21 protein-coding genes are annotated in these 24,019 nt (G+C 39.5%); 16 read left to right on the top strand and 5 right to left on the bottom strand.

Annotation, left to right across the window (positions count from 1 at the left end):
* Positions 1 to 41 precede the first annotated feature (41 nt).
* Both ABJF57_RS06930 and ABJF57_RS06925 read left to right on the top strand, forming a co-directional pair.
* A complete protein-coding gene (locus ABJF57_RS06930; RefSeq protein ID WP_462233690.1) occupies positions 42 to 734 on the top strand; it encodes a TIGR04283 family arsenosugar biosynthesis glycosyltransferase in 693 nt (230 codons plus the stop codon).
* 42 nt (positions 735 to 776) lie between these two features.
* Complete coding sequence (locus ABJF57_RS06925; protein ID WP_462233688.1) at positions 777 to 2,132, top strand: hypothetical protein; 1,356 nt, start codon at positions 777 to 779, stop codon at positions 2,130 to 2,132.
* Here the strand turns inward: ABJF57_RS06925 and ABJF57_RS06920 are convergent, their stop codons facing one another.
* The gene (locus ABJF57_RS06920; protein WP_462233686.1) at positions 2,133 to 2,789 is read right to left on the bottom strand and encodes an alpha/beta hydrolase family protein; all 657 of its coding nucleotides are present in this window, start codon (positions 2,787 to 2,789) and stop codon (positions 2,133 to 2,135) included.
* A gap of 16 nt (positions 2,790 to 2,805) precedes the next feature.
* Here ABJF57_RS06920 and ABJF57_RS06915 point away from each other — a divergent pair, with 16 nt between their 5' ends.
* The 3 genes from ABJF57_RS06915 to ABJF57_RS06905 are packed head-to-tail and all read left to right on the top strand — an operon-like array spanning position 2,806 to position 4,485.
* Positions 2,806 to 3,537 carry an MBL fold metallo-hydrolase gene (locus ABJF57_RS06915; protein WP_462233684.1) on the top strand — a complete coding sequence of 244 codons (732 nt, stop codon included), beginning with the start codon at positions 2,806 to 2,808 and terminating at the stop codon, positions 3,535 to 3,537.
* On the top strand, positions 3,537 to 3,899 hold the full coding sequence (locus ABJF57_RS06910; protein ID WP_462233682.1) for a VanZ family protein: 363 nt from the start codon (positions 3,537 to 3,539) through the stop codon (positions 3,897 to 3,899). Before ABJF57_RS06915 ends, ABJF57_RS06910 begins: the two co-directional genes overlap by 1 nt.
* Positions 3,892 to 4,485, top strand: a complete 594-nt coding sequence (locus ABJF57_RS06905) for a pseudouridine synthase (protein WP_462233680.1) — start codon at positions 3,892 to 3,894, stop codon at positions 4,483 to 4,485. The genes ABJF57_RS06910 and ABJF57_RS06905 overlap by 8 nt, the downstream gene beginning before the upstream one ends.
* Here ABJF57_RS06905 and ABJF57_RS06900 read toward each other — a convergent pair.
* The 4 genes from ABJF57_RS06900 to ABJF57_RS06885 form a co-directional block, all read right to left on the bottom strand.
* Entirely contained in the window at positions 4,471 to 4,851 is a 381-nt protein-coding gene (locus tag ABJF57_RS06900) for a DoxX family protein (RefSeq protein ID WP_462233677.1), read from the bottom strand. The genes ABJF57_RS06905 and ABJF57_RS06900 overlap by 15 nt on opposite strands.
* Positions 4,848 to 8,036 (bottom strand): ATP-binding cassette domain-containing protein, encoded by a 3,189-nt coding sequence (locus ABJF57_RS06895; protein WP_462233675.1) that lies wholly within the window; start codon positions 8,034 to 8,036, stop codon positions 4,848 to 4,850. The genes ABJF57_RS06900 and ABJF57_RS06895 overlap by 4 nt, the downstream gene beginning before the upstream one ends.
* Before the next feature lie 67 nt (positions 8,037 to 8,103).
* Positions 8,104 to 8,919, bottom strand: a complete 816-nt coding sequence (locus ABJF57_RS06890; protein ID WP_462233673.1) for a hypothetical protein — start codon at positions 8,917 to 8,919, stop codon at positions 8,104 to 8,106.
* A gap of 93 nt (positions 8,920 to 9,012) precedes the next feature.
* Complete coding sequence (locus tag ABJF57_RS06885; RefSeq protein ID WP_462233671.1) at positions 9,013 to 9,429, bottom strand: DUF2061 domain-containing protein; 417 nt, start codon at positions 9,427 to 9,429, stop codon at positions 9,013 to 9,015.
* Positions 9,430 to 9,578: 149 nt separating this feature from the next.
* On the opposite strand from ABJF57_RS06885, the gene ABJF57_RS06880 reads away from it, so the two are divergent.
* The 11 genes from ABJF57_RS06880 (at position 9,579) to ABJF57_RS06830 (ending at position 24,019) form a co-directional block, all read left to right on the top strand.
* Complete coding sequence (locus ABJF57_RS06880; protein ID WP_462233669.1) at positions 9,579 to 11,300, top strand: DEAD/DEAH box helicase; 1,722 nt, start codon at positions 9,579 to 9,581, stop codon at positions 11,298 to 11,300.
* A gap of 88 nt (positions 11,301 to 11,388) precedes the next feature.
* The gene (locus ABJF57_RS06875; RefSeq protein ID WP_462233667.1) at positions 11,389 to 11,601 is read left to right on the top strand and encodes a cold-shock protein; all 213 of its coding nucleotides are present in this window, start codon (positions 11,389 to 11,391) and stop codon (positions 11,599 to 11,601) included.
* Positions 11,602 to 11,719: 118 nt separating this feature from the next.
* Positions 11,720 to 12,322 carry a chemotaxis protein CheW gene (locus tag ABJF57_RS06870; RefSeq protein WP_462233666.1) on the top strand — a complete coding sequence of 201 codons (603 nt, stop codon included), beginning with the start codon at positions 11,720 to 11,722 and terminating at the stop codon, positions 12,320 to 12,322.
* Between the two features lie 39 nt (positions 12,323 to 12,361).
* Positions 12,362 to 14,884 carry a methyl-accepting chemotaxis protein gene (locus ABJF57_RS06865; RefSeq protein WP_462233664.1) on the top strand — a complete coding sequence of 841 codons (2,523 nt, stop codon included), beginning with the start codon at positions 12,362 to 12,364 and terminating at the stop codon, positions 14,882 to 14,884.
* 165 nt (positions 14,885 to 15,049) lie between these two features.
* On the top strand, positions 15,050 to 16,177 hold the full coding sequence (locus ABJF57_RS06860; protein WP_462233662.1) for a porin: 1,128 nt from the start codon (positions 15,050 to 15,052) through the stop codon (positions 16,175 to 16,177).
* Between the two features lie 9 nt (positions 16,178 to 16,186).
* Entirely contained in the window at positions 16,187 to 16,675 is a 489-nt protein-coding gene (locus tag ABJF57_RS06855; protein WP_462233660.1) for a YfiR family protein, read from the top strand.
* Positions 16,676 to 16,753: 78 nt separating this feature from the next.
* Complete coding sequence (locus tag ABJF57_RS06850) at positions 16,754 to 18,904, top strand: methyl-accepting chemotaxis protein (protein ID WP_462233659.1); 2,151 nt, start codon at positions 16,754 to 16,756, stop codon at positions 18,902 to 18,904.
* 342 nt (positions 18,905 to 19,246) lie between these two features.
* Positions 19,247 to 20,563 carry a hypothetical protein gene (locus ABJF57_RS06845; protein WP_462233657.1) on the top strand — a complete coding sequence of 439 codons (1,317 nt, stop codon included), beginning with the start codon at positions 19,247 to 19,249 and terminating at the stop codon, positions 20,561 to 20,563.
* Positions 20,564 to 20,575: 12 nt separating this feature from the next.
* Positions 20,576 to 21,079, top strand: a complete 504-nt coding sequence (locus tag ABJF57_RS06840; protein WP_462233655.1) for a YfiR family protein — start codon at positions 20,576 to 20,578, stop codon at positions 21,077 to 21,079.
* Between the two features lie 27 nt (positions 21,080 to 21,106).
* Entirely contained in the window at positions 21,107 to 23,257 is a 2,151-nt protein-coding gene (locus ABJF57_RS06835) for a HAMP domain-containing methyl-accepting chemotaxis protein (protein ID WP_462233653.1), read from the top strand.
* Positions 23,258 to 23,272: 15 nt separating this feature from the next.
* On the top strand, positions 23,273 to 24,019 hold the full coding sequence (locus ABJF57_RS06830) for a ParA family protein (RefSeq protein WP_462233651.1): 747 nt from the start codon (positions 23,273 to 23,275) through the stop codon (positions 24,017 to 24,019).

Raw genomic sequence — 24,019 nt, 5'->3', positions numbered from 1 at the left:
TTCGCCATTTCATTCGTATATATAGCTGAAAAGCATAGCCTGTGTTAATCAGCGTAATTATCCCAACCTTAAATGAGGAAGAACGAATCGGTTCTTTGCTCAAATTTCTTACGAGTCATCCACTAAAGAATCGTTTTGAAGTCATCGTGGTTGATGGCGAAAGTGAAGATAAAACTGCAGTCATTGCCCGTACTTTTGATGTTCCTGTTTACACATCTGATCCCTGTTCCAGAGCATTGCAAATGAATAAGGGAGCGAAGGAGGCCAAGGGCGATGTTCTCTATTTTGTTCATGCAGACGTGCAACTTGTTCCAAGCTTTGTCAATGATATAATTGAGGCTGTTTCGAAAGGTTTTGAAAGCGGATGTTACCGTTTCAAGTTTGACAACCCTTCAAACCCATTGCTTCATATCAATGGATTTTTTACGCGATTTCCATTCAAGTGGTGTAGAGGTGGAGATCAAACCCTTTTTATTACCAAAGAGGCATTTTCTAGAATTGATGGATTTGATGAACGCTTTGTTATCATGGAAGATTATAACTTGCTTGATCGATTGGGGCAAGAAGGATTGTCATTTAAAGTCATTGCTAAAAGCATAAAAGTATCTGCCCGAAAATATGAAACCAATTCGTACCTCAAAGTGCAGGCTGCTAACCTAAAGGCCATGAAAATGTATAAGAAAGGAGAAAGCCCAGACCTTATTAAGAAATTCTATACTTCTGCACTTGATTAAAGTGTGAGAGTGATCGATTATTTTTAGGTAATTGAAAATAAGATGAGCGATATCCCAGAAGATCAAATAGAAGGCTGGCTGAAGAAGCTTGAACGCGAAAGCTGGCAGTTAGAGTTACTCGTATCCGCATTTACCATTTTTCTTCTAATAGGAGCAAACACTCAATTTGATGAATTTTTGACTGATATTTTGTTTAAATACAATATTTCAGGCCCCATATCCATTGGCTATGTCTTCCTTGTCCTTATAAAAAAATCAATTCTGGCGCTTACCATATGTTTGGTTATCCACTTGATGCTGAGGGGTTTTTGGATAGGCACTATCGGGCTGAGATCCGTACAATCCACGATTGACTTCAATAAACTCAACTATAATGACTTTTTCACGGAGAAGTTAAAAAAGAAGGTGATTAGCCTAGACAGGATGGTCATTCTGCTTGATGAAATCTGCAGTGTGATCTTTGCATTCTCTTTTTTGGTCATATCCATATTATTGGCTTTCGGAATGTTCTTATTATTTCTTGCTTTTAGTGGCTTTGTCTTAAGCGCAGGTTTAAATGCTTTACCGGATGGAAATGTTAGTTCTGTACTCACCTTGATATCTATGGTTGTTTTTCTGTTTTTGATATTAATGGGAATGATCTACATGATTGATTATTTCACCCTTGGTTTCTTCAAAAAAATCAAATGGTTCTCAAGGTTCTATTATCCTTTTTATAGGTTTTATAACATCATCACGCTTTCAGGCTTAAGTCGAAGCATCTACTATTACTTGATTAGCAAATTTTCCAAGAAACGAATCAGGATAGTCTATGCCATGGCTGGTCTATCTGTGCTGCTTGCATCAATCTTTTCGTTCGATCAATATCAATATTTTCCAGGTGGTTCCAACACCAATGTTGTAACTGCTAATTACTATGATGATAAGAGGTCAGAAGATCAGTACGTGAATTCCATAAGTCTGGAGTCTAAATTTATCGATAAGCATCATTTTCAGGTTTTTTTGAGGTACGACGCTGCAGATAATGGACTAATTGCCTCCCAATGCCCGGACTATGAGCCTTTGAAAGATGACGGGTTAAATATGAAATTCGGATTTAAAGCGGCAGCTGGCAATTTGCAAATAACAGGGGTAGACTATTCATCCGAAGACCGACAAAAATTGCTTGAATGTCAAGCATCCATATATCAGCTTAGCATCAACGATTCTACCTATTCAGATCTCAAGTATCATTTTTACATACATCCTGCTCAAGAGCAAAAAGGACTTTTAGTCACTATTCCAACAGACTCGTTTTTGCTTGGAGAAAACACGTTGGAGGTTAAAAAAGTGAGCAGAGATTCAACAAGATCGTTTCAGCGTTTTGTAAATATACCTTTCTGGTACTATCCCAACTGATCATAGTTTATCCTTCATCCAAGCTTCGGACTTTTGTGCTAAAAAATCCATGATATCTTCCTTTGTTTTACCACTTCTCTTGGGAACATTAAATGAATGATCTGCGTCCTCAATGAGCTCCATTTCCACCATTTGTAAAGACTTGACTACCTCGTTCATTAAATCAGGATTGGCGAGTTTGTCTTTTGACCCTTGTAGAAACAATTGAGGAATATTGATGTCAGCCAGGTGAGCTGCCCGATCAATGGAGTCTCTTCCGGGGGCATGGAGAGGAAAACCAAAATAGATAATGCCTTTGATAGCTGAAATCTGGTTTTGAGCTATTAAATGAGATGCCATTCTTCCTCCGTAAGATTTACCTGAGGTAAAAATGGGTAAATCTGGGTAAGTGTTTGAAACGTAATCCACAACCGCTTTCCAAGCTTCGATATTTGTTTTTGGAGAACCAGGAGACTTCCTCCCTTGCTCCATGTAAGGGAAATTGAAGCGGATTGTTGTAATGTCTATGAGCGCAATTTTACTGGCAAGAACTTGCATAAAAGGATGGAGCATGCCTGCACCGGCTCCATGGGCCATTATGAGAATAGCCCTTGCATTGCTTGCCTCATCTATTTCAACACTAATTTTTCCAAGTTTATCATTTAAGAATAGCTCCATTGGGTAAATTTAGCGAATGGAATTAATTGTACTTGGCTGTGGCGATGCCTTTGGAAATGGAGGAAGGAATAACACTTCGTTTCTTGTTTCCGATGGTGATGAGCATGTTTTACTTGATTGTGGAGCCACAACCCTCATTAGGCTGAAACATGAAAAAATAGATGTAGAAGCAATTTCCACCATTGTTATTTCTCACTTTCATGGTGATCATTTTGGAGGTATCCCGTTCATCCTTATTTGTAGCCTGTTCGAAATCCCTCGTAAAAAACCGCTTACAATAATTGGTCCCATTGGTGTAGCCGATCGCGTGCACAGTTTACTTGAAGCAATGTATGCCGGAACTGTTGAGCAGTTGGGAATGCTAGATTTAAGGTTTTTGGAATATAAGCAAGGAGAAGTACTTACTATAGGTGATAAATCAATCAAAGTTTGGGAAGTGGATCATAGCCCACCTTCTTTCCCTCATGCCATTCGTCTGGAGTGGAAAGGGAAAAAGATTGCATTTTCGGGTGATACTTCCTGGTCAGATAAGCTAATCGCTCTTGCAGAGGGTACCGATGTTTTTATTTGTGAATGTAACTTTTTAAAAGAAGTGAGTTTTGGTCACCTGAGTTATGCTGAACTTTTGCATAAAGCTTCCTTGTTCCATACTAAGTCTTTATGGCTTACACATATGGCCGATGAAGTCATCGATGCAGTTGATTTTAAATTGAACAGACTGACTGATGGTCAGAAAATCACCCTCTAATGAATAGTAAAAAGATTTGGTTCATTCCCGCAGGAATGGTTGCGCTCGGCATCTTTCTATTGTCTACATTTTTGAGCATTCCAATTCAAGTTGAGGGAGTTGGTTACCTTGATAAGCTTGAGCATTGCTTTGCGTATTTTGTGCTCATCATAAGCTTTATGATCGCATTTAGAAAAGCAGATATTCTGACACCCAAACGGGCAATTAATCTCCTACTTATTGCATCTGGATATGGATTCGGGCTAGAGGTGGTACAGTATACTTTTTTTTCTTACAGGTACTTTGAATGGATCGATGCACTAGCCAATGTTCTAGGTGTTTTGATTGGTTTCGGTGTATTTAAATTATTCGATCGTGGCTAGAAAAAGGCACTATTTCATTATTCACAAACCATTCAAAGTTTTAAGCCAGTTTTCTAACGAAGGTCAGAATGTTGGACTCGGTGAGGTGTTTACTGATCTGCCGAAGGACGTCTACCCGGTCGGACGTCTGGATTTAGATAGTGAAGGACTTCTTATTCTGTCAAATGATAAGGCCTTGAACGATAAATTGCTAAATCCTAAACACGGTCATAAACGCACCTACTGGGTAGAAGTAGAGGGGACTCCAGACGCTCACGCTTTGAAATCCTTACGGGAAGGAGTGAAAATTAAGATCAACGGGAAGGAACATGCAACAAAGCCGGCTGAGGCTGAGCTAATAAAGCCGGTGGTTTCAGAGCGAAATCCTTCAGTAAACTATTTGAAGCATCCCGTGCGGTCATGGATGCAGATATCTTTGATAGAAGGTAAAAACAGACAGGTAAGACGAATGACTGCTAAGGTGGGACATCCAACGTTAAGATTAATAAGAGTAGGGATTGAAGAATTAAACTTAGAACCCCTTAAGTCTGGTGAAATAACTCAGATAAGCGAAAAAGTCATTTACAAAAAACTAAACCTTCTTTAGCTTGAAATCGAGTGAGTATTTCCCTCCACCCATAAGGTAAATACTTAAAAATCCAACGAAATAGAGTAGGGGAAACTCTTGCTTACGCCACGGATCATCTGCATGCACCACAAAGGCAGCCACCACCATTGTGATAGCTGGAAGTATGGTAGCCAATCGTGTTTTTAATCCGATGATTATTAGAATCGGTGAAAAGAACTCGGCTAGGACAGCTAGTATCAGGGTCGGAGCTTCACCAATATCTATTGGGTCAGAAAATGAAAGATTGCCAGACAAGAGCCGATTGAATTTACCCCAGCCATGTGTTAGCATCATACCCCCAAAAGCAACTCTTATGAGAAGTGAGGCCAGATTAGTATGCATCATTGATTTGCTGATTTTTTAATTTTTCTTGCACGCTTGTATACCCTCGGCGAACCCATCATTATTTGAAAAGTATCCCACAACCTTACCCAAGAATTTGGCCTGCTCTCGTCTTTTTCTCGCGATTCAAAAAACGTGATGACTTTCTTGAGTGTATTATCCAGTAGTGCCAGATACAGTACTATCGTCATAAACCAGATAAAGGATATATTAAAGTAGAAAGTGGATATCTCGCGCCCGGCTAAAATTTTGAAAGGTGCATAAAAATGTGAGCGACCTATATTGGAATAGGGTCGCATGAAAATAGGATCCTTTTTTTGAATGAGTTGATCTTCTCCACGATAGACCATGTCGAGATGCGCCCTGTTCATGAGTAAATCCGCTAAAAACTCATTATGATACTTTTTCTCAAGTTCAGCAAACCCCTCTTTGCCCATCTCATCTACTAGCTTGATGTAGAGTTGGTCACGTTCTTGTTGTGATCTTAAATAAGCGTTGGCAAAATTATCTCTAGCATAAACTAGATAGTCTTCTAACTTTTCTGCTATTGACGTACTGTAATATTCAGGAGTAATCTGGTCAAGATATGGGAAAGCTCTCAGCCCATGAAGATCTGTTAAGTTTCCTATTTCATTTTTCATGATGATAAAGGAATGCTCTTGTTTACTCCAATCTGCGCTATCGCGTACAATCTCTCGACTGATTGAGAATAGCTCAGGAATCATGAATGAGCGATAGACCGAATTTTTGCTAATCTCTTTATTCACTTCAAAAAAGTGTCTTTCGTAATCATTGTAACGAAATTGAGCCACAGCCAAAGCTTCGTAAGCCCATCTTGAAGCCATCATGTCACCAACAATAGGTACATTTTTTTGATTATTGATGGAGTGATGGAGTTCATCGAACTTGATCATTGCCCCTCCAAGCAAAAGCTGAGGCACTAAGATGAAAGGAATGAGGATGTAAATATTGATTACTGAATTGAGTGCAGAAGAGATATTTAAGCCAACCAAATTGGCAAAACAGGAGACTGTAAACAGTACCGCCCAGTAATAGAGTGTCATCCCGTGAATTTCCAAGATGTAATTGCCTATCAATACAAAAGAGAGGGTTTGAATGGCCGATAAAATAAAGAGATACACGATCTTGGAGTTGATATAACTCAACCGTGATAGATTTAGAAAGGATTCCCTTTCTAGAATTTGCCGGTCTTTATAGATTTCCTGCGCACTGACCGTAAGCCCCATGAACAATGAAACCACAATGGACATGAATAGGTATACAGGAAGGTTGATGTTTTCAGAGAAAGCGTAAGATTTTTCTGGTGAATACTTGGAAAAATAACCTAAGATAAATGCCAGAAGAGGCGCTTCAAGTAAATTTATGATGATATACTGACGATTGGAGATCTTGGAAAGTAGATTCCTTTTACTGAAGATTTTAAACTGATGCCAGCTATCTGGGATTCGAAAATTCGTAGGAGGGAGCACTGAATCATACTTCAGCCGAACCAGCTTTGGAACAATGTTCTCTTTGTATTTGGAATACCAAACTGATGGGTTTACCCTTCTTTTCTTCGTAGACCTTCCTCGTTCATCAATCTCACGAGCTTCAATGATTTGAAGGATTTGTTCCGGTATGACATTGCCACAACGAGGGCATTCACTTTCTGCTGCATTTACCTGTGTATTCATGGTCTTGAAATACACTACCGCATCTATTGGGTTGCCGTTGTAAATAGGGTAGCCACCTTTATCGAGTATCCACAATCGATCAAAAAGCTTAAAAATTTCAGACGAAGGTTGGTGGATAATGGCAACTACCAGTTTACCCTTTCGAGTCAGATCTTTGAGAAGCATCATCATCTTCTCTGAATCCATGGAAGATAATCCAGAGGTAGGCTCATCTACGAATAGCACAGAAGGTTCACGCATGAGCTCTAAAGCAATGTTTAGCCGCTTTCTTTGCCCGCCCGAAATTGTTTTGTTGAGTGGATCACCAACCTTCAAATCTTTAATATCCTCCAAGTCAAGATCATCAAGAGCTTTGTGAACCGTTTTGTCAATCAAATCTTCAGAAAAGTCACTGAAACAGGTTTTAGCATTGAAATACAAATTTTGATAGACAGATAGCTCCTCAAATAGCAAATCATCTTGGGGAACGTATCCGATCACACCTTCAGTAGATGCTTGCTCCAACGAAAACCCATTTATATGCAACCTTCCACCATTTAATCTTAGCTTGCCATTGAGAATATTCATCAAGGTAGTTTTTCCAGTACCTGACCCTCCCATAATACCGATTAGTCGGCCAGAGTCCTCAGAGAAAGAAAAAGGCTTCAAACCATTGCTGCTGTTTCTGAATTTGAATTCAACCTTATCTCCAGCAAGTACTACACGTGTGCTTGTTTGACTTTGAATGAATTGCTTGGTTATCTCAGATTCATAAATGGAAGAGATATTCGGTCCTTTGATGATAGACCCTGGTTTTAAAATATAGGATTTTGCAGGTATAACTTTTATCCCTTCAAGAAAAAGATTCAAGGGGCCATCATATCTGAAAACGAACGTCTCTACACTTTTCAAATAAAGGACTGTGATCTTACCAAACAGGTTTTGAACGAAAAGGTGACGTACCTGATTCGTGGTTTTTTTCTTTCGAATGATCCAGGCCATTTCCTCCGGCCATTCGGTCTGCTTGTTGTCAACTATGAGAATTCTCTCTTGGTTGATCTCCTTTTCATCGGGCTTTAGAATAAAGTTTTTGAGGTTGACAACATCCTCTTGATCCAGGTTAAAATTCAACGCAACGAGTGCTGCAAATTCTTCTTCCTTCGCAGTGACTTTTTCATCTGCCCGTATCAGCTCCATTAATTGCATGAAGACAATGAGTCTCTCAGAGCGAAGAAGTTCTTTGTTTAGTTGATTGCAAATCTTAGCTATTTGTAGAATGCTGGTACTATCAATGCTTACTCCTTCATTGTCTTTTGCTGCTGGTTGCTCCTTATAAAAATTGAGATAATCATAGAATAATTTGATGTACTCGGCGGTGAGCGTCTCATTATTGAGATTTTTTTGAAGATAAGGTCTAATAACAAGCTCGCCCGAATCGACAACACCAGTATCTTCTTTTGCACTTTCAATGATTGCAAGGAGATGGACAAGCGCGTTTATTATGGATTCGGTCATATGTTATTTTGATATAAAAAAAGCCCCAACAATGGTTGAGGCTCTAAAAATATAGTTTCGTAGAGGATTATCCAACGATGTGATCTCTCATCTCCTTTACACTGTTAGCAATATCGGAAAATTGTCCCTCAGTCATCTCCACACCTTCACCCAATTGATCATACGTTAGGTTGATAAATCTCAAATTGGGAAGAACCTTACTTACGTTTTCATCATCCTTATGATTTTCCATCAACTCAACAAGTTTGACAACCTGCAATTTCTGATTGGCCAATACAGCCATAAGCTCACCTTGATTTTCGCTCATTTTCACCAATTCGCAAGTAATGTGCAGCCCTTCAATCACACTTCCAGCAATTACAAGGATAGAAGTTTTCTCTTCGCCATTTCTGTTGAGGTAATTGTAGGTGTCGTAGAAAGATTCAGTGACAATAAAGATCAATGAATCAACATTGTCCATGTTATTCTCGATGCGCTGCGCCATTGATGAATTGAATGCAGACGTGATATTGAGATCATCAATGAGCTTCTTTGAGACATCTAGGAAATCTATGGTTTCCTGAGTTTTATCAAAAGTAGCTGCATAGCTTAAGTCAGCTCCATAAATGCCAAGATTGGCAGCTTTTTGCCAGGTAGCTACATATTGATCAACCTTTGAGGGGTTGTTAACAATATCCTGTGAATAGGAAGTATTGGCATTTCCTAACATTTGGGAAACTTCAAAAGCTGTAGGGAGTGGATAGGTAAACTCTTTTTCTACAAAACTTTCAATTTCTTCCTTTTTCTCAGCAGTAGACTCGTCAGAGGTATTGCTTCCTCCTCCACAAGAGATTAAAAAGAATGCAGAAGCAAAAAGAGAAAGGTTTATAATATTCTTTTTCATGAGATTGGTTTGTTTATCGTCAATTCGAATTCAAGATTAATCTATTAATTACTTTCATCAAACACTTATCGTGCCTAATTACCATTAAAATGATTAATTCAGTCCAAATTTTGAGGTATGCCACACTCTTTCGTGTAGGTAATAAAAAAGCATTTTAATAAAAACTTCGACCAAAGCAATTCCCGTTGCCTTTTCCATTGCATTGGGATCTTCTCGAAAAATAAGAAATGCGATTGAGAAGGTAGTAAGAGAAGCAGTAAACCTCCAGGTAATGGTTTTTAGCAAATGTCTAAGTCGACTGGAAAGTTTGGTTTTTGCATTGAACCAAATGCGTTCATGGTAATAATAAATAACCATCTTTACTAAAGATTCAATTCCTGCTACCCAGGATGCTTTGGCAGTTGCATTGGGGTCTTCGCGAAAGAAAATCATCGTCAATGCGAATGTTGTAGCTGTTGCTACAATTCTCCAGGTAAGCGTTTTGGCAATATGTCTTTTTCTCCCGTCCATTTTTTAGATGGCGGCAAAAATATCATCCAAGTTTATCGATAGCTATGTTTTAAGCTAAAACATTCCCATGCCTATGGATATATTTCTCATTTACCTAAAAGAATCACTCTGGATACGGTAACTTTGCATTTCACATTAATAAGTGCTCTTTGAATAATTTTGAAAAACTGGGACTTTCACAGTCAATCGCTGACGTCCTGGATAAGATGGGTTTCACAGACCCAACCCCTGTACAACAACAATCGATTCCACTTTTACTTACTGAAAATCCAACGGACTTTATTGGATTAGCTCAAACCGGAACTGGAAAAACTGCGGCTTTTGGTCTACCGCTTATCGATTTAATTGATGCTGATATTGCGCATACGCAAGCATTGATTATGGCACCAACGCGAGAGCTGGGGCAGCAGACCGCTAAGCAACTAAATGATTTTGCGAAGAGCAAATCGAAGCTAAACGTAGAAGTAGTTTACGGTGGAGCAGCTATTGTCAATCAGATAAAAGCACTTAGAAGACCAACTCAAATAGTAGTAGCTACACCTGGAAGATTGCTTGATTTGATCAAAAGAAAAGCAGTAAAGCTGGATCAGGTAAAATATGTGATACTGGATGAGGCGGATGAAATGCTCAATATGGGCTTCCAAGAAGCCATCGATGACATTCTTTCCCACACCCCAAAAGAGCGCGTGACGTGGTTGTTTTCAGCTACCATGCCTTCCGAAATTAGAAGGATCGTTAAGAAATACATGTCTGATCCTAAGGAAGTGTCTGTTGATACTTCTCAGAAGAGCAATAAAGACATCTCTCATAAATATGTCGTTACCAAAGTAAGCAATAAGCTACCTGCGATTAAACGCTTTTTAGATAGAGAGCCGGAGATGCGTGGGATTTTGTTTTGCCGTACAAAAAGAGAAACACAGGAAATTGCAGACAACCTTAGCCAGATTGGATATGGTGTAGAGGCACTGCATGGTGATCTTTCACAATCCCAGCGAGATGCTGTAATGAGGCGCTTCAAAGCAAAATCAATGCAACTACTGGTAGCTACAGATGTAGCCGCAAGAGGAATTGATGTGAACGATCTTACGTACGTTATTCACCATACATTACCAGATCAGTTAGAAAGTTATACGCATAGAAGCGGAAGAACAGGTAGAGCTGGAAACAAGGGTGTTTCATTAGCGCTGATAAACCCTCGGGAGTCTAGGAAAATCAGTGAGCTAGAGCGTAAAATCAATGTGAAGTTTGAAAAAGTGGAGGTTCCTAGCATTAACGAAATGCAAAGTTCTCGTATCACCAATTGGGCAGATCAATTAGCCTCCATGGAAGTGGCTAAAGAAGCGAGCCAACTGTTTGAACAAGTAAAAGATACTTTTGAAGCGTACGGGAAAGAAGAAATTCTTCAAAAATTAATAAGTCTTCAGCTGAATCAACTCACCGTCAAGTCTGGAGAAGACGCGAATTTGAATGAGTCGGCAGGAGGATCTTCTGACAGAAGAGGTAATTCGGATCGGCAAGAGAATAGCAAATTCAGGAAATTCTTCATCAATGTCGGGTCTGTAGATGGTTTCATCAAAGGAGACATGGTTCACCTTTTATCTGACCTTTCGGGCGTTGATAAGAAGTTTTTTGGAACGGTCAAAGTATTAAACAACAGATCGTACTTTGAAGTTGATAAAACGTATGAAAATGGGTTTGGTGAAAAGTTTGAAGGAGTGGAATTGGAAGGAAGAGCAGTAAGGGTGCATCCGGATAGTGAATCTTCTTGGGGCGGCGGTAAGCCATCGGGTCATTACAAAAAGAAATCAAGCGGTAGACGTCCAACCAATCGCAGAGATGATCGAAAATCGAGTAGGAGGAAGAGAAGGTAGGGATTTTTTTAGCTAACTTTGCTATGTTCTCAGAGAGGTGAAGCCTTCTAGAGGGATAACCTTTATTTAACAATTCTAAAATTATTACATGTCTAGTTCACAGAACAAATTCATTAAGAATCAAAAAGAGAAAAGAAAGCAGCAGAAAAAGAAGGAAAAAGAGGAGCGTAAAAAAGAACGACAGGAAAACAATGCAAAAGGTGGAGATCTTAATGATATGATAGCCTACGTTGATGAGTTTGGAAATATCGTTGACGAAAAACCTGAAGAACCTGTAAAGAAGGTTGATAAAAAGAATTAAGATCAGCCTGATTAGAAAATACGCAATGTGCTCTCATCATTTTACCGATCCTGATTTAGGTAGAATTCGTTCTTGTATTGTTACTTAGATCGCTCATTTTTACATTAACTACCGAGTGATGGCATTAGGGAAAAACCTTACAAAAAATTCTCCACTAGAAAACCTCTCAAACGAAGGTGACGGTGAAGCAGTGGCTGAGTTAGCTCCAGCGGAAGCAGAAGATGGAGATAAAGATGTTAAATCAGAACACAACGAGCAGGAATCTCTTCCAGAATCATTGAGTCAGTTCTGTGTTTTTAAGTCACTCGATGAAGAGTATGCCATTCCAATCAATCTTGTAAAAGAGGTTGTGCCCTTTCCCAAAATAGCCTCAGTTTCCCAAATGCCAAATTACATCATTGGAATGACCAATGTGAGGGGAAACATCTATGGGGTAATGGATCTGGGGGCTTTCTTTAGCAACAATTCCGAATCCACTTCTGAGTATAAATACTTGCTTGTGCTGGAGCATGATGTTTTTCAGATGGCTGTTGCAATTCCTGATGTTCCAGACACGCTGATGGCATCAGAAGCTATGATTGAGAAACTTTCAGCAGCAAGGTTAAAATCTGTAATAGGGCAGAAATACCTTAAGGGAATTATAAAAAAAGATGGCAGAATGATTATCCTATTCGATATATTGGGTATTATTTCTAGCGAGAAGTTCACTGAAGTAACATAAGGCCGTCACCATCAACATGCTAGTTTAACCATTATAGAGATGCTTAAAAACTTTACTATAAGAAGAAAAATGATGCTGTTTATCCTTGGATTAACAGTCGTTATTTATGTTATCACGCTCGGATTTATTAGTTATAATCTCAGAAAGAGTGCAATTGGTGAGGCGAAGAAATTAGCAGATTCCTACGCCGCCCAAAAGGCGAATTCATTGAAGGCCATTATTGATGAAGACATGGCTGTGGCCAGAAATATGGCCGAAGTTGTAAAGGGCTATACAAAAATGAATAAGGACATGAGGGATTCCTTGCGCTGGGACCTCATGGTTAATATTTTAAAAAAATACCCTAAATATGATGCTACATGGATGAGTTGGCAGCTTTGGGCTATTCAAGATGGGTATGATAAAATCCATGGTCGAGAAAGAACTAATTTCTATATCCGTGATGGTCAAGTCAATTCCTCTCAGGAGTTAGCAAACCTTGATAAAGATCCAACGAGTGGAGTTTACTGGTTTTTAAAATCGAATCAAGATCATGAGGAGAAATTGTCAGAACCATACTGGTATCTTGATTATGACTATTCATCAGGATCACGTGACTCATTGCTTGGTATTTCGCCAACGGTATCCTTTTATGTAGATGGAAAGTTCGCAGGGGTTATTGGCAGTGACATGACCGTAGACGATTTTAAGGGAATGTCTGAAGTGGAATTCTACGAAAATGGGTTTGGGTTCTTGTTTTCCAACGAAGGAGTGATTGTGGCTCACAAAAATCATGACCTGTTTAGCCAGTCGATGGATACTTTGAGTATCATACGGAATAGTCCATTTGACATTAGTGAAAGAATTAAAAATGGTGACTCCTTTTCGTTTACGGTATTTGATGAAGATATAGATGAAGATGTTTATGTCTCCTTTGCTTCGATTCCGGTGGGCAGGTCAAATTTTCCCTGGTCGGCAGGTATCGTAGTGCCAGTGTCAGAGATCACAGCTGATTTTAACGCCACGTTTATGCAGACGATCATTATTGGCCTCATTGGCTTAATACTGCTAACGTACACCATTTGGACACTTGCCAATCGAATCACAGATTCATTAGACATCTCCAACGGTCTTTTGAAAAACCTGGCTAAAGGAGAGTTGGATTCATCAAAACGCATAACGAAAATTACGAAAGATGAATTAGGCGAAATTTCGCAATCCTTAAATACACTTATGGATGAGCTTAATAGTAAGTCTGAATTTTCCAGAAAGATAGGAGAAGGCGATTTAAACGCTGATTTTGAAATTGCTGGAGAAAATGATGTTTTAGGTGCCTCATTGATTATGATGAGAAATAACCTTCGTGCAGTTATTGATGAAACAAATGATGTGGTCCAGCACGCTGAAGGAGAAGGTGATTTAAGTTCCAGAGTGAGTCCAGAAGATAAAATGGGGGCATGGAAAGAGCTCAGCGAATCAATCAACAGCCTTTTGGGGTCAGTTTCTAAGCCATTTGTTGTCTTAAACGATATTGTGAACAAAATGGCAGAAGGCGACCTGACAGTTAGGTATACCGAAGAGGCGAAAGGAGATATCCTGAACCTGGCTCAGAACCTAAACAAAGCCTTGGATAAGCTAGATGAGCTTTTAGATGGTATCGTTGGTAATGCTAACATCATTGGAGACTCTTCAATGGAAATGCTGTCCGCTAGTGAGGAGATGAATACCAACACAGGTGAGATAGCCTCCGCAATTGCAGAAATGAGTAGTGGCGCACAGACGCAGGTGAGCAAAGTAGATGAGTCTTCGAATCTGGTTGAAAGTATCCAGCGATCTGCCACAAGCATGAGCAATCAAGCCGAAGAGATCAATAAAGCCGCACACATGGTATCAGAAAGTTCTGAAAATGGACTAAAAATGGTGAATAAAGTAGGCTTTAGCATGAAAGATATCAAAGCATTTGCCAATGATACCGATCAGTCCATTCAGGTGTTGACCGAACGCTCGAAAGAGATTACGCGGGTGCTTGGGATAATTACAGATATCGCAGCTCAGACGAATCTTCTCGCTTTAAATGCAGCCATTGAGGCTGCGCAGGCTGGAGATGCCGGCAGAGGCTTTGCTGTAGTTGCCGAAGAAATAAGAAAACTAGCAGAAGATTCAAGAAATTCTGCAAGAGAAATTGAGAAACTCATTACCGATGTGCAAAACGATACTGCAGCAGCAGCTAAGGTTATTGAAGTCATGAGTGAAAGTATTCTGGGAGGAGAAGCAGCATCAAATGATGCTTCAGAGGCATTCAGAGAAATCTCGTCTTCATCCAATCAGAACCTTGAGATTTCCAAACAAATATTGGAAGCGACCAAGGATCAGATGGAAAGTATCAAAAATGTGGTAAGTATCACCGAAGGAATTGTGGTGATCGCCGAAGAAACCGCAGCAGGTACAGAACAAGTAGCAAGCTCAGCTACAGAGTTGTCCGCCGGCATGGAAAGCTATACGCAGAAGTCGGAGGAGGTGACTGAAATATCCGCCAAACTCAAGGAGAAAGTGAGTATGTTCAAACTTTCGTCTGAAAAGTAGCATTTACCTTATTTACTCCACCTGAATAAAAGGCAAGTCAGCTAGGATATTGTACATTCCATCGAATTGAAATCTCCGGTGATTAGGATTTCCTTAACCTTGTAATATTATCAATTGATAATAATTGATTATTTTACAAAAAGCGAAAACCTAATATTTAACACCATGAAGAATTTATTTTCTTATAAGAAGCAAATGATTGCTTTGTCATTATCAATAATATGCCTTGGAAGCCTCAAGGCACAAGAAGACGACTTCAATGCCGTTGTGGAAGAAGATGATAAGAAAACCGCAACTGGAGGATTTGGAGCAGACTTAGCCAAGAATCTAAGTTTTGTAAACTTTAACGGATATATAACAAACGAATTCTTTTCCGGAACAAATGGAGGTAATTCATCATTTGATAATCATTACTTCAATGTATTCATCTCTTCACAGCTAACGGATAAAATATTCATTGAAGGTCAGTTAGAATACGAACACGGTGGCCAGGATATTGACGTAAGATATGCCTACGCAGATTACAAAGTATCAGAAGCATTCGTAGTGAGGTCAGGAAAGTTCCTTGTTCCAGCAGGACAGTTTAATGAGTATTTGTATCCCGAATATTTGAACAAAACAGTCAGTAGAGCATATGTAAACAGAGAGATAGCTCCTTCGGCTTGGGGAGAAGTCGGCGTGCAAATTAGAGGAAGGTTTGACTCAGGAGGTTCTGCCACCCCATTTTATTCCGTGTATGTTGTCAATGGACTCAATGGTGATTCTGGTGCTGGAATTAGAAGCCTTAGAGGTAATGCACGAGACAGCAAGGGAGGCAATGAAAACAAAGCTTTTGGGGGCGCATTTGGTGTAGATATCGGCAAAGATATCACAGTAGCCGCCAACTATTACTCTGGAAAATACTCCAGCGATAATGAGCTGAACCTCGCAATAATGGGAGCTTCATTCTACATGGACAAGGAAAAATTCAGCATCTGGAGTGAAGTGCATTTGGCAAAACAAGAAGCATATAATGATGCAACAGATGTAACGCAAGGAATCTCCGATTTGGATAAAAGTGGTTTTTATATCCAGGGAGGGTATATGATTACTGAAAAATTAGAGCCTATTGTAAGATATGATGCAATCAAATTAGACGGAGCTCCTGACGCTGATCGATCCAGAATTACCTTAGGAGCTAATTATTATTTAGCCAAAACAGCTGTCGTCAAGGTCAACTATGAGCTTGTTAGCGATGATGGAGCAGATCCTGATGACAACCTATTCGGAGTTCAATTGTCAATTGGATTTTAAGAGAAGGTCATGCGAAGAATAATATTTTTCATTGCCATTCTATTGATATCAAGTGCCGGAACCAAACTCTATGCTCAAGTAAATAAATTCCAAGCTTTGTATCTGATCAATTTCACCAAGAACATTGATTGGTCTTCAAGCGACTTAACGATAGGAGTAGTTGGAAACACAAAAACACTTTTAGAATTAGAGTCTTTAGTTGCAAAATATCCGAACATATCGTTGAGGAAAATTGCTGGAACAGAGTCAATAGAAAAGTGCCAGATGATTTTTTTGCCGTTAGCTCAATCGCGAAACTTTGAACTTATTCAGGGAAAAATTGGAGGGCTTCCAATTGTCCTTGTTTCTGAAGATGAGAGTCTTGCAAGTAAAGGTGCAGAGATCGCCTTTTACATGGAGGGGAATAAGTTGAAATTTATTCTAAACAAGTCAGCACTTAAAGGTGCCGGTGTTGAGGTCGGTGAAAAACTATTTTCCATCGGAAAAGTCATAGACTAACCTAACCTGTGACTCAGAGCAATTCAAATCGGAATTGCTCTGTTTATAAATTTTTCATTGTTCGATAACCTACCACCCATGAAGAACGCTGTTGTATCCATTGTCAAGAGATTCACCATCTCTAAGAAATTAGCTCTTACAAGCTTTGTAGTCATAATTTTAGCCACTTTTAGCGGTGTCTATAGTTTAGTTACGCTGAGATCGAGTAGGATCATCGATAATCAACTTTCTAATGGCTACTACCCACTTACGAGTCAGCTAAAGGATTTTGAAGACTTGGTCAATCAATCGAACAGCCTGACTGTTAACTGGATATACCTCCCCAATCCTGAAGATAAAAGTGAGCTTAATAATATTCAAGCTAAAAAATACCCAGCCCTCAAAAAGCAGATCATCAGCTCCTTAGCGGCATGGAGTGATTCTAGTCAGTTGAAGGCAAAATCGCATCTTGCTGACTTTGAAAAGGTATTACCAAGTATTCAACAAATTAAAACGACCTTAAACACGGAGGAGAGTTATCAAGATGACTTCCTCTTATTTGACTTGATTCCATTACTTGATGATGAAGTTTCAACACCGCTAGCCGAATTGCAAACCAAAATAGCGAACCACATTGCCGAATTGGAGCAGGAAACAACCACCCTTATCGAGAGTAAGTTTGAAGCATTCGATGGAGTAGAAGTTGTGATCATTTTGACCACACTGCTGGCAATTGTTATTGGCACTATAGCCACCTTTTTGTCAACCAGATCAATTGTAGGTCCGGTTAGTAAAGTCAATATGCTGGCGAAAAGCTTGAGCAAAGGAGATCTGACTGATATCGATATAAAGGAGCAAAATGATGAAATCGGAGACATGGTCTCCTCAATAAAAACGCTGAGAAAGACCCTGGAAGAAACCGCAAAGTTCGCCAACGACATCAAAGAAGGAAAATTAGATACCGAATACAATTTGCTCGGCAAAGACGATGCCCTAGGATTAGCATTGGTTGAAATGAGAGATAACCTGAAAAAAGTGATTGACGAGACTAATTCAATTGTGATCGAGGTGGCTCAAGATGGGAAGCTGAATAAACAATTGAGTATCGAAGGAAAGGAAGGAGCGTGGAGAGATATAAGTCTATCTGTTAATAGTTTATTTGAATCCATATCAAAACCAATTCAGCCAATGAAGTCAGTATTGGAATCCATGGCAGCAGGAGATTTGTCAGTAAGATTTAATGATGAGTTGAATGGAGACTTCAAGCAACTGACGGACAGTCTGAACTTCGCTTTAGAAAACCTGAATACCTTTCTTTCCAACATACAAGAAAATGCCAACATAATAGAAGAGTCCACCACCGAGATGCTTTCAAGTGGAAGTGAGATGTCCAATAGCACGAGTGAAATTGCCAGTGCCATTGCGCAAATGAGCAATGGCGCACAGTCTCAAGTGCAACAAGTTGATGAATCTTCCCAGCTTGTTGAAAATATCTTAACAAGTTCAAAGGAGATGGCCACTCGATCTGAAGCGATTAATAACGCAGCAAAGAAAGGTGTAGCAGATAGCCAGCGTGGAACGGAAATGGTTGATAATGTAACCGCCAGCATCAATGAAATCATGGGGGTTTCATCGTCAACCAATGAATCCATGCAAATCCTTGCACAGCGCTCAGGTGAAATTGGTCGTGTGCTTGGCGTAATTACCGATATAGCCTCTCAGACAAACTTACTAGCCCTAAATGCTGCAATAGAAGCTGCGCAAGCAGGAGATGCAGGTCGAGGGTTTGCTGTTGTGGCAGAAGAAATAAGAAAATTAGCAGAAGACTCGAGAAACTCAGCCAAGGAAATTGAAAGACTTATAGATGATGTAACAAACGATACATCTAAGGCGACAAAGATGATGGAAGCCATGAGTCAGAGTGTTGCCAAAGGGGTGGAGGCATCAGAAGAAGCATCCACGGTATTTGTTGATATGGCAACCTCATCATCCCAAACACTGGACTATTCCGAGCAGATACTTAAATCCAGCAAGGAGCAGTCAGAGAAGATCATGAGTGTGGTCAATATCACCGAATCGATTGTCGTCATCGCTGAGCAAACATCAGCAGGCACAGAGGAGGTGGCATCTTCCGCGACGGAAATGTCTGCAGGAATGAATAATTACATCCAGAAATCTAATACGCTGAATGAAATTTCTGTGAAATTGAAAGACGGATTGAGCAAGTTCAAACTGAATGCCAAACTATAAGATTTAGAAGAGTGATCTGAATCAAAATAAATTAATAGCATATAGTTATTATGCTTAATGATTACTCTGTATTACGCGCTATTTTTAAAAGAAAAGGAGATCAAACCTTGTATTATCAGTTGATAATTTGTTGCTTAGTAATATTATCATTTGATAATAACCTAACCAACCACAACCACTAAAAACATGAAGAGATTACTTTACAATTCTCATCTGATAATTAATTTCAATCCGAAATTTTATCCCAGGCCTTAGCTTCAGCTTACTTTCCAATTTTTAAGAGTTTTCATCAACCAGCTATGGTATACCTATTAGCGTGTATAACCATTAATCCATCAATCTATGAAAAAGTATTTTTTTATTGCACTTCTAATTCCATGCATTGCGCAAGCTCAAGACGATGAATTAGATGCGGATCTTTCACTCGAGGAGATCATGAACCGTAACCTTGTGGACATGTCCATTGAAGATTGGGTTAACCTTGACGACAAAGAGCTCAATCAACTATCGTTTTATGGCTTTCTAAACTTTAATGCTGAGAAGGTTTTTCACGAGCCATCTCTTGATGCAGCTGGCAATACGATCTATGAGACTAGCCCTGGCGAAATGTCAACACCAGCATTTCATCTGTACGCTGGCTCAAGACTTTCTGAGAAATTCACTGTTTTCTTTAACCTTGGCCAGTCAGACGGGAACATTAACCTCGTAAACGCGTGGGGGAATTGGAAAATCAAAGACGGCTTTCAAATACGTCTGGGAAGACAATATCGTCGTTTTGGCTTATTTAATGAACGCTTAGATCAAATACCTACTTATTTAGGCATCGAGCCTCCGGAGTTGTTTGATGGTGACCATCTGCTTTTACCAAGAACAACCCTCGCATCTATTCATGGTGAGTTTCAGATGCAGGGAAGATCTAGATTGAGATACTTCCTTTCTACTTCCAATGCGGAAAGCGGTCAGGAAGGAAGCGTGCTCCCGTTGGGGCTAGACTTAAGGTATAGTTCTAGTTTCTTTTTGGTCGGCGTTTCAGGATATACATCCAATATCTCAGGAGCAGGCTCTCAGCCGACAGTCTCTTTAGGAGAAGGATCACCAAGTGCAGCAATTCTACCATGGATGGACTCAGATAAGTATGTTGTCTTCGGCTTGTTCAGTGAAGTGAGGAAAGGAAACTTAGGGATCAAGGCAGCTTATTTTACTGCCGATCATGATGCTGTCAGAAATGCTACTCAAGTTGTGGAGCTTGCAAATAATGGACTACTAAATCAAGCGCAAACCAATCGAATGTTTAGAGGGAGTACAGATCCAAACGCACCAACTGAGGCAGATGTAATCTTAGATGGCTCGTATCGGGTAAATACGTGGTACATCCGATTGGGATATGACATCAATACCGTCAAAGGAAAATTCACTCCTTACTTTTTCTTAGATAGCTATGAGAATCCTGAAACGATCAGATCCAAAGATTTTGGAGGAGATAATGAGGCGGGAGCTTCAGATAATGGTAGGTTTTTAAAACCATCAATAGGAGTTGTGTATAAGCCGATCGATCAAGTGGCAATAAAGCTTGACGGAAGCACGCACTCATATGATTTTAATGGAAGAAGTGAAAGCTACTCGGAGATTAGAATCGATTTTTCATACATGTTTAAATAATATTATACCATTATGAGATATATATTATCATTCCTTTTAATAATCACTTTCTCTTTGTTAGCGCAAGCTCAAATGGAAAAGTATAAAGCAATCTTTTTGTACAAGTTCGCTCAAAATTTCGAGTGGCCTTCAGATAAAATTTCAGAAAACTACAAAATTGGAATTTTTGGTGATGTGCCTCTGTATGATGAGTTAATCAAGCTTACAAATGGAAGAACAATTAATGGTAAGTCAATCGAGGTTGTTAAATACACCCCTGGAAATGATTTAGGCACTTTGTGCATCCTGTTTATATCCGACAAGAATAAAGATACAATTGAGCTCATGAGTAAAGCCGGAAAAGCAAGCAATACAGTAATTGTAGGAGAGTCTCCCGGTCTTTCTAAAAAAGGTGCTTGTATTAATTTTATAAGTAACGGAAATTCATTGAAATTTGAATTAAACGAGACAAACCTTAAGGAAAGCAAAGTGAAGGCTTCAGGTTCCATCAAGTCATTGGCCATTTTAGTAAACTAAGTCAGCAGTTACCTAACCTTTAACCTCATGATTTTCAAAAAAAAGAGCCTAAGCTGGCGTAGCTTAAACATTGGGACGAAGATTTGGGGAAGTTTTCTCATTCTCATTCTCACCATCCTTTTCACAGGAATATACAGTGTAGTTACACTGGGTAACGGCATGGGTTCATTGGATACAATTTCCAATGAACTTACGCCTGTTACCGATCAGTTGATTCGATTTAGAGACCTCATAAAGGACGCTAAGACCTATACCTCAAATTGGGTTTATGTAAGTGCTTATGATACAGACAAGCGAAAGCTTACCGACATACATGCCCGTTCATATCCAGCACTAAGGAAGGAAATAGAATCCATCATTCAGGCGATTGACGATGAGAATACAAGAAACCAACTTGTTGACCTTTTAGCCAAAACGGAAAATCTTATCAAAACGCAAAGAGAGGTGATGCAAAGCCTTCAAACTTTTGAGAATTATGAAGATGCGATGGTGCTATTTGTAGCTGAGGATCAAATTGAAAATGATGTAATTCCAAACAGTGATATCGTTATTGATGGCATTGAATCAATCATTCAATCACGTCAAATCATTTTAAACGATATGAATGATCAAATGCAAGCATCCTTTGCAGGTCTAAGAAGAGCGATATGGATCTCAGGAATTCTTGGAGTGGGATTCGCTTTGATTATTTCTTTCTGGCTCGTTCGAAACATTAAAAATCCACTTTCTCTGGTGGTTGATAGAATTTCTAAGCTATCTCTGGGGAAAATTCCCCAAACAATAGACGTAAAGAGCGAAGATGAGATTGGAAGAATTGCAGGAGGATTGAATGCATTGATCAACGGCTTTACTACAACGGCAAAATTTGCTCAAAACGTAAAGAATGGAGATTTAGAAGCTGATTATACCTCTCTAAGCGACGATGATGTTTTAGGCCTTTCGCTAATAGAAATGAGAAACAATCTAAAAAAGGTCATTGATGAAACCAATTCAATCGTGTTGGAAGTAACCCAAGATGGGAAACTAGATAAGCAATTGAGTGTCGAAGGAAAGGAGGGAGCCTGGAAAGACATAAGCCTGTCGATCAATGATCTATTCAAATCAATTTCAAAACCAATTGAGCCAATGAAGTCAGTTTTGGAATCCATGGCAGCCGGTGATCTATCGGTCAGGTTCAACGACGACTTAAAAGGGGATTTCAAAAACTTAACCGACAGTTTGAACTTTGCGCTCGGCAACCTCAATGCTTTTCTGACTAACATTCGCGAAAATGCAGGCATTATTGAAGCGTCTACAGCCGAGATGCTTTCCACGGGAAGTGAAATGTCCAACAGTACAGATGAAATTGCAAGTGCAATCGCTCAAATGAGCAGTGGTGCACAGTCTCAGGTCCAAAAGGTAGATGAATCATCTCAGCTTGCAGAAAACATTCTTAGATCGTCAAATGAAGTTACTTCCCATTCTGATTTGATCAACACTGCGGCAAAAAAAGGGGTCGATGACAGTGAGCGCGGAACAAAGATGGTAGCTAATGTTACCGCTAGTATTGGCGAAATAGAGGAGGTGTCCGTGTCAACCAATGAGTCAATGCAAATTCTGGCGCAACGATCAGGAGAAATCGGACGTGTTTTAGGGGTAATTACGGATATCGCATCTCAAACTAATTTGCTAGCATTGAATGCGGCAATTGAAGCAGCTCAAGCTGGCGACGCAGGTAGGGGGTTTGCAGTTGTCGCAGAAGAAATTCGAAAACTAGCTGAGGACTCACGAAATTCAGCCCGAGAAATAGAGAATTTAATTAATGATGTCACCAATGATACTGAAAAAGCAACACAGATGATGGAAGTCATGAGTAAGAGTGTTGCCAAAGGAGTGGAAGCATCAGAAGAAGCATCCACGGTATTTGCTGATATGGCAACCTCATCTTCCCAAACACTGGACTATTCCGAACAGATACTTAAATCCAGTAAGGAGCAGTCTGAGAAGATCATGAGTGTGGTCAATATCACCGAATCCATAGTCGTCATTGCAGAGCAAACATCGGCGGGAACAGAGGAAGTAGCCTCATCAGCTTCCGAATTATCGGCAGGAATGAATAATTATATCAAAAAATCCAATACACTGAACGATATTTCCGTGAAATTAAAAGATGGATTGAGTAAGTTCAAGCTATCATAATTTCTCAAACCTAATATGGCAATTATTTCAATTGTAAATCAAAAGGGAGGAACCGGAAAAACCACCACTTCACTTAACCTTGGTAGCGCGCTTGCCAAGCAAGGAAAGCGCATTCTTTTGATAGATATGGATTCCCAAGGTAACCTTGGCTATAGCCTAGGATTGGAAGAAGGTCCTACCATTTCAGATGTGTTTGAAGGAAAGAAGGACATAGAAGAGGTTATCCAGCGTCGAGAAGACATGGACATTGTTCCCTCAGACATCAGATTAGTGGATATAGAGCTTTCATTGATTGATTTGCCCGATAGGCATGATACGCTGAATGCTCAAATAAGCGGCATTGCAAAGCGATACGACTACACACTAATAGACTGCCCACCGTCACTTTCAATATTAGCTGTAAATTCGTTATACGCTTCTGAAAAAGTGGTGATTCCCATGTTAATGGAAGTATTAAGTTTACAAGGGTTAGATCAAATCATTCAGACCATAGATAAGATTAATAAAACATATAAAAAGAAACTTGAAATAACTGGAATCTTACCGGTTATGGTTGATAAGAGAAGGAAATTGAGTGAAGAGGTAAAGGATTACATTAATGAGAATTACGATGTAAGAATTTTTGATTCATTCATCAGAAACAATGTGAAGGCTTCTGAAGCACCGTCGTTTGGTCAAAGCGTAGTGTCGTATTCGCCACAATCCAATAGTGCGAAAGACTACATTGCTTTTGCTGATGAAATTGTGAAGCTAAATAAGTAA

Source organism: Ekhidna sp., from assembly GCF_039940915.1.
GTDB lineage: Bacteria > Bacteroidota > Bacteroidia > Cytophagales > Cyclobacteriaceae > Ekhidna.
The sequence above is the reverse complement of the archived record's forward strand: the minus strand, read 5'-3'. Positions and strand labels throughout refer to the sequence as shown.

Coding starts and splice junctions, on each gene's coding strand:
- ABJF57_RS06925 (WP_462233688.1), top strand. CDS start 777: ATGAGCGATATCCCAGAAGATCAAATAGAAGGCTGGCTGAAGAAGCTT.
- ABJF57_RS06920 (WP_462233686.1), bottom strand. CDS start 2,789: ATGGAGCTATTCTTAAATGATAAACTTGGAAAAATTAGTGTTGAAATA.
- ABJF57_RS06915 (WP_462233684.1), top strand. CDS start 2,806: ATGGAATTAATTGTACTTGGCTGTGGCGATGCCTTTGGAAATGGAGGA.
- ABJF57_RS06910 (WP_462233682.1), top strand. CDS start 3,537: ATGAATAGTAAAAAGATTTGGTTCATTCCCGCAGGAATGGTTGCGCTC.
- ABJF57_RS06900 (WP_462233677.1), bottom strand. CDS start 4,851: ATGATGCATACTAATCTGGCCTCACTTCTCATAAGAGTTGCTTTTGGG.
- ABJF57_RS06895 (WP_462233675.1), bottom strand. CDS start 8,036: ATGACCGAATCCATAATAAACGCGCTTGTCCATCTCCTTGCAATCATT.
- ABJF57_RS06890 (WP_462233673.1), bottom strand. CDS start 8,919: ATGAAAAAGAATATTATAAACCTTTCTCTTTTTGCTTCTGCATTCTTT.
- ABJF57_RS06885 (WP_462233671.1), bottom strand. CDS start 9,429: ATGGACGGGAGAAAAAGACATATTGCCAAAACGCTTACCTGGAGAATT.
- ABJF57_RS06875 (WP_462233667.1), top strand. CDS start 11,389: ATGTCTAGTTCACAGAACAAATTCATTAAGAATCAAAAAGAGAAAAGA.
- ABJF57_RS06870 (WP_462233666.1), top strand. CDS start 11,720: ATGGCATTAGGGAAAAACCTTACAAAAAATTCTCCACTAGAAAACCTC.
- ABJF57_RS06865 (WP_462233664.1), top strand. CDS start 12,362: ATGCTTAAAAACTTTACTATAAGAAGAAAAATGATGCTGTTTATCCTT.
- ABJF57_RS06860 (WP_462233662.1), top strand. CDS start 15,050: ATGAAGAATTTATTTTCTTATAAGAAGCAAATGATTGCTTTGTCATTA.
- ABJF57_RS06855 (WP_462233660.1), top strand. CDS start 16,187: ATGCGAAGAATAATATTTTTCATTGCCATTCTATTGATATCAAGTGCC.
- ABJF57_RS06850 (WP_462233659.1), top strand. CDS start 16,754: ATGAAGAACGCTGTTGTATCCATTGTCAAGAGATTCACCATCTCTAAG.
- ABJF57_RS06845 (WP_462233657.1), top strand. CDS start 19,247: ATGAAAAAGTATTTTTTTATTGCACTTCTAATTCCATGCATTGCGCAA.
- ABJF57_RS06840 (WP_462233655.1), top strand. CDS start 20,576: ATGAGATATATATTATCATTCCTTTTAATAATCACTTTCTCTTTGTTA.
- ABJF57_RS06835 (WP_462233653.1), top strand. CDS start 21,107: ATGATTTTCAAAAAAAAGAGCCTAAGCTGGCGTAGCTTAAACATTGGG.
- ABJF57_RS06830 (WP_462233651.1), top strand. CDS start 23,273: ATGGCAATTATTTCAATTGTAAATCAAAAGGGAGGAACCGGAAAAACC.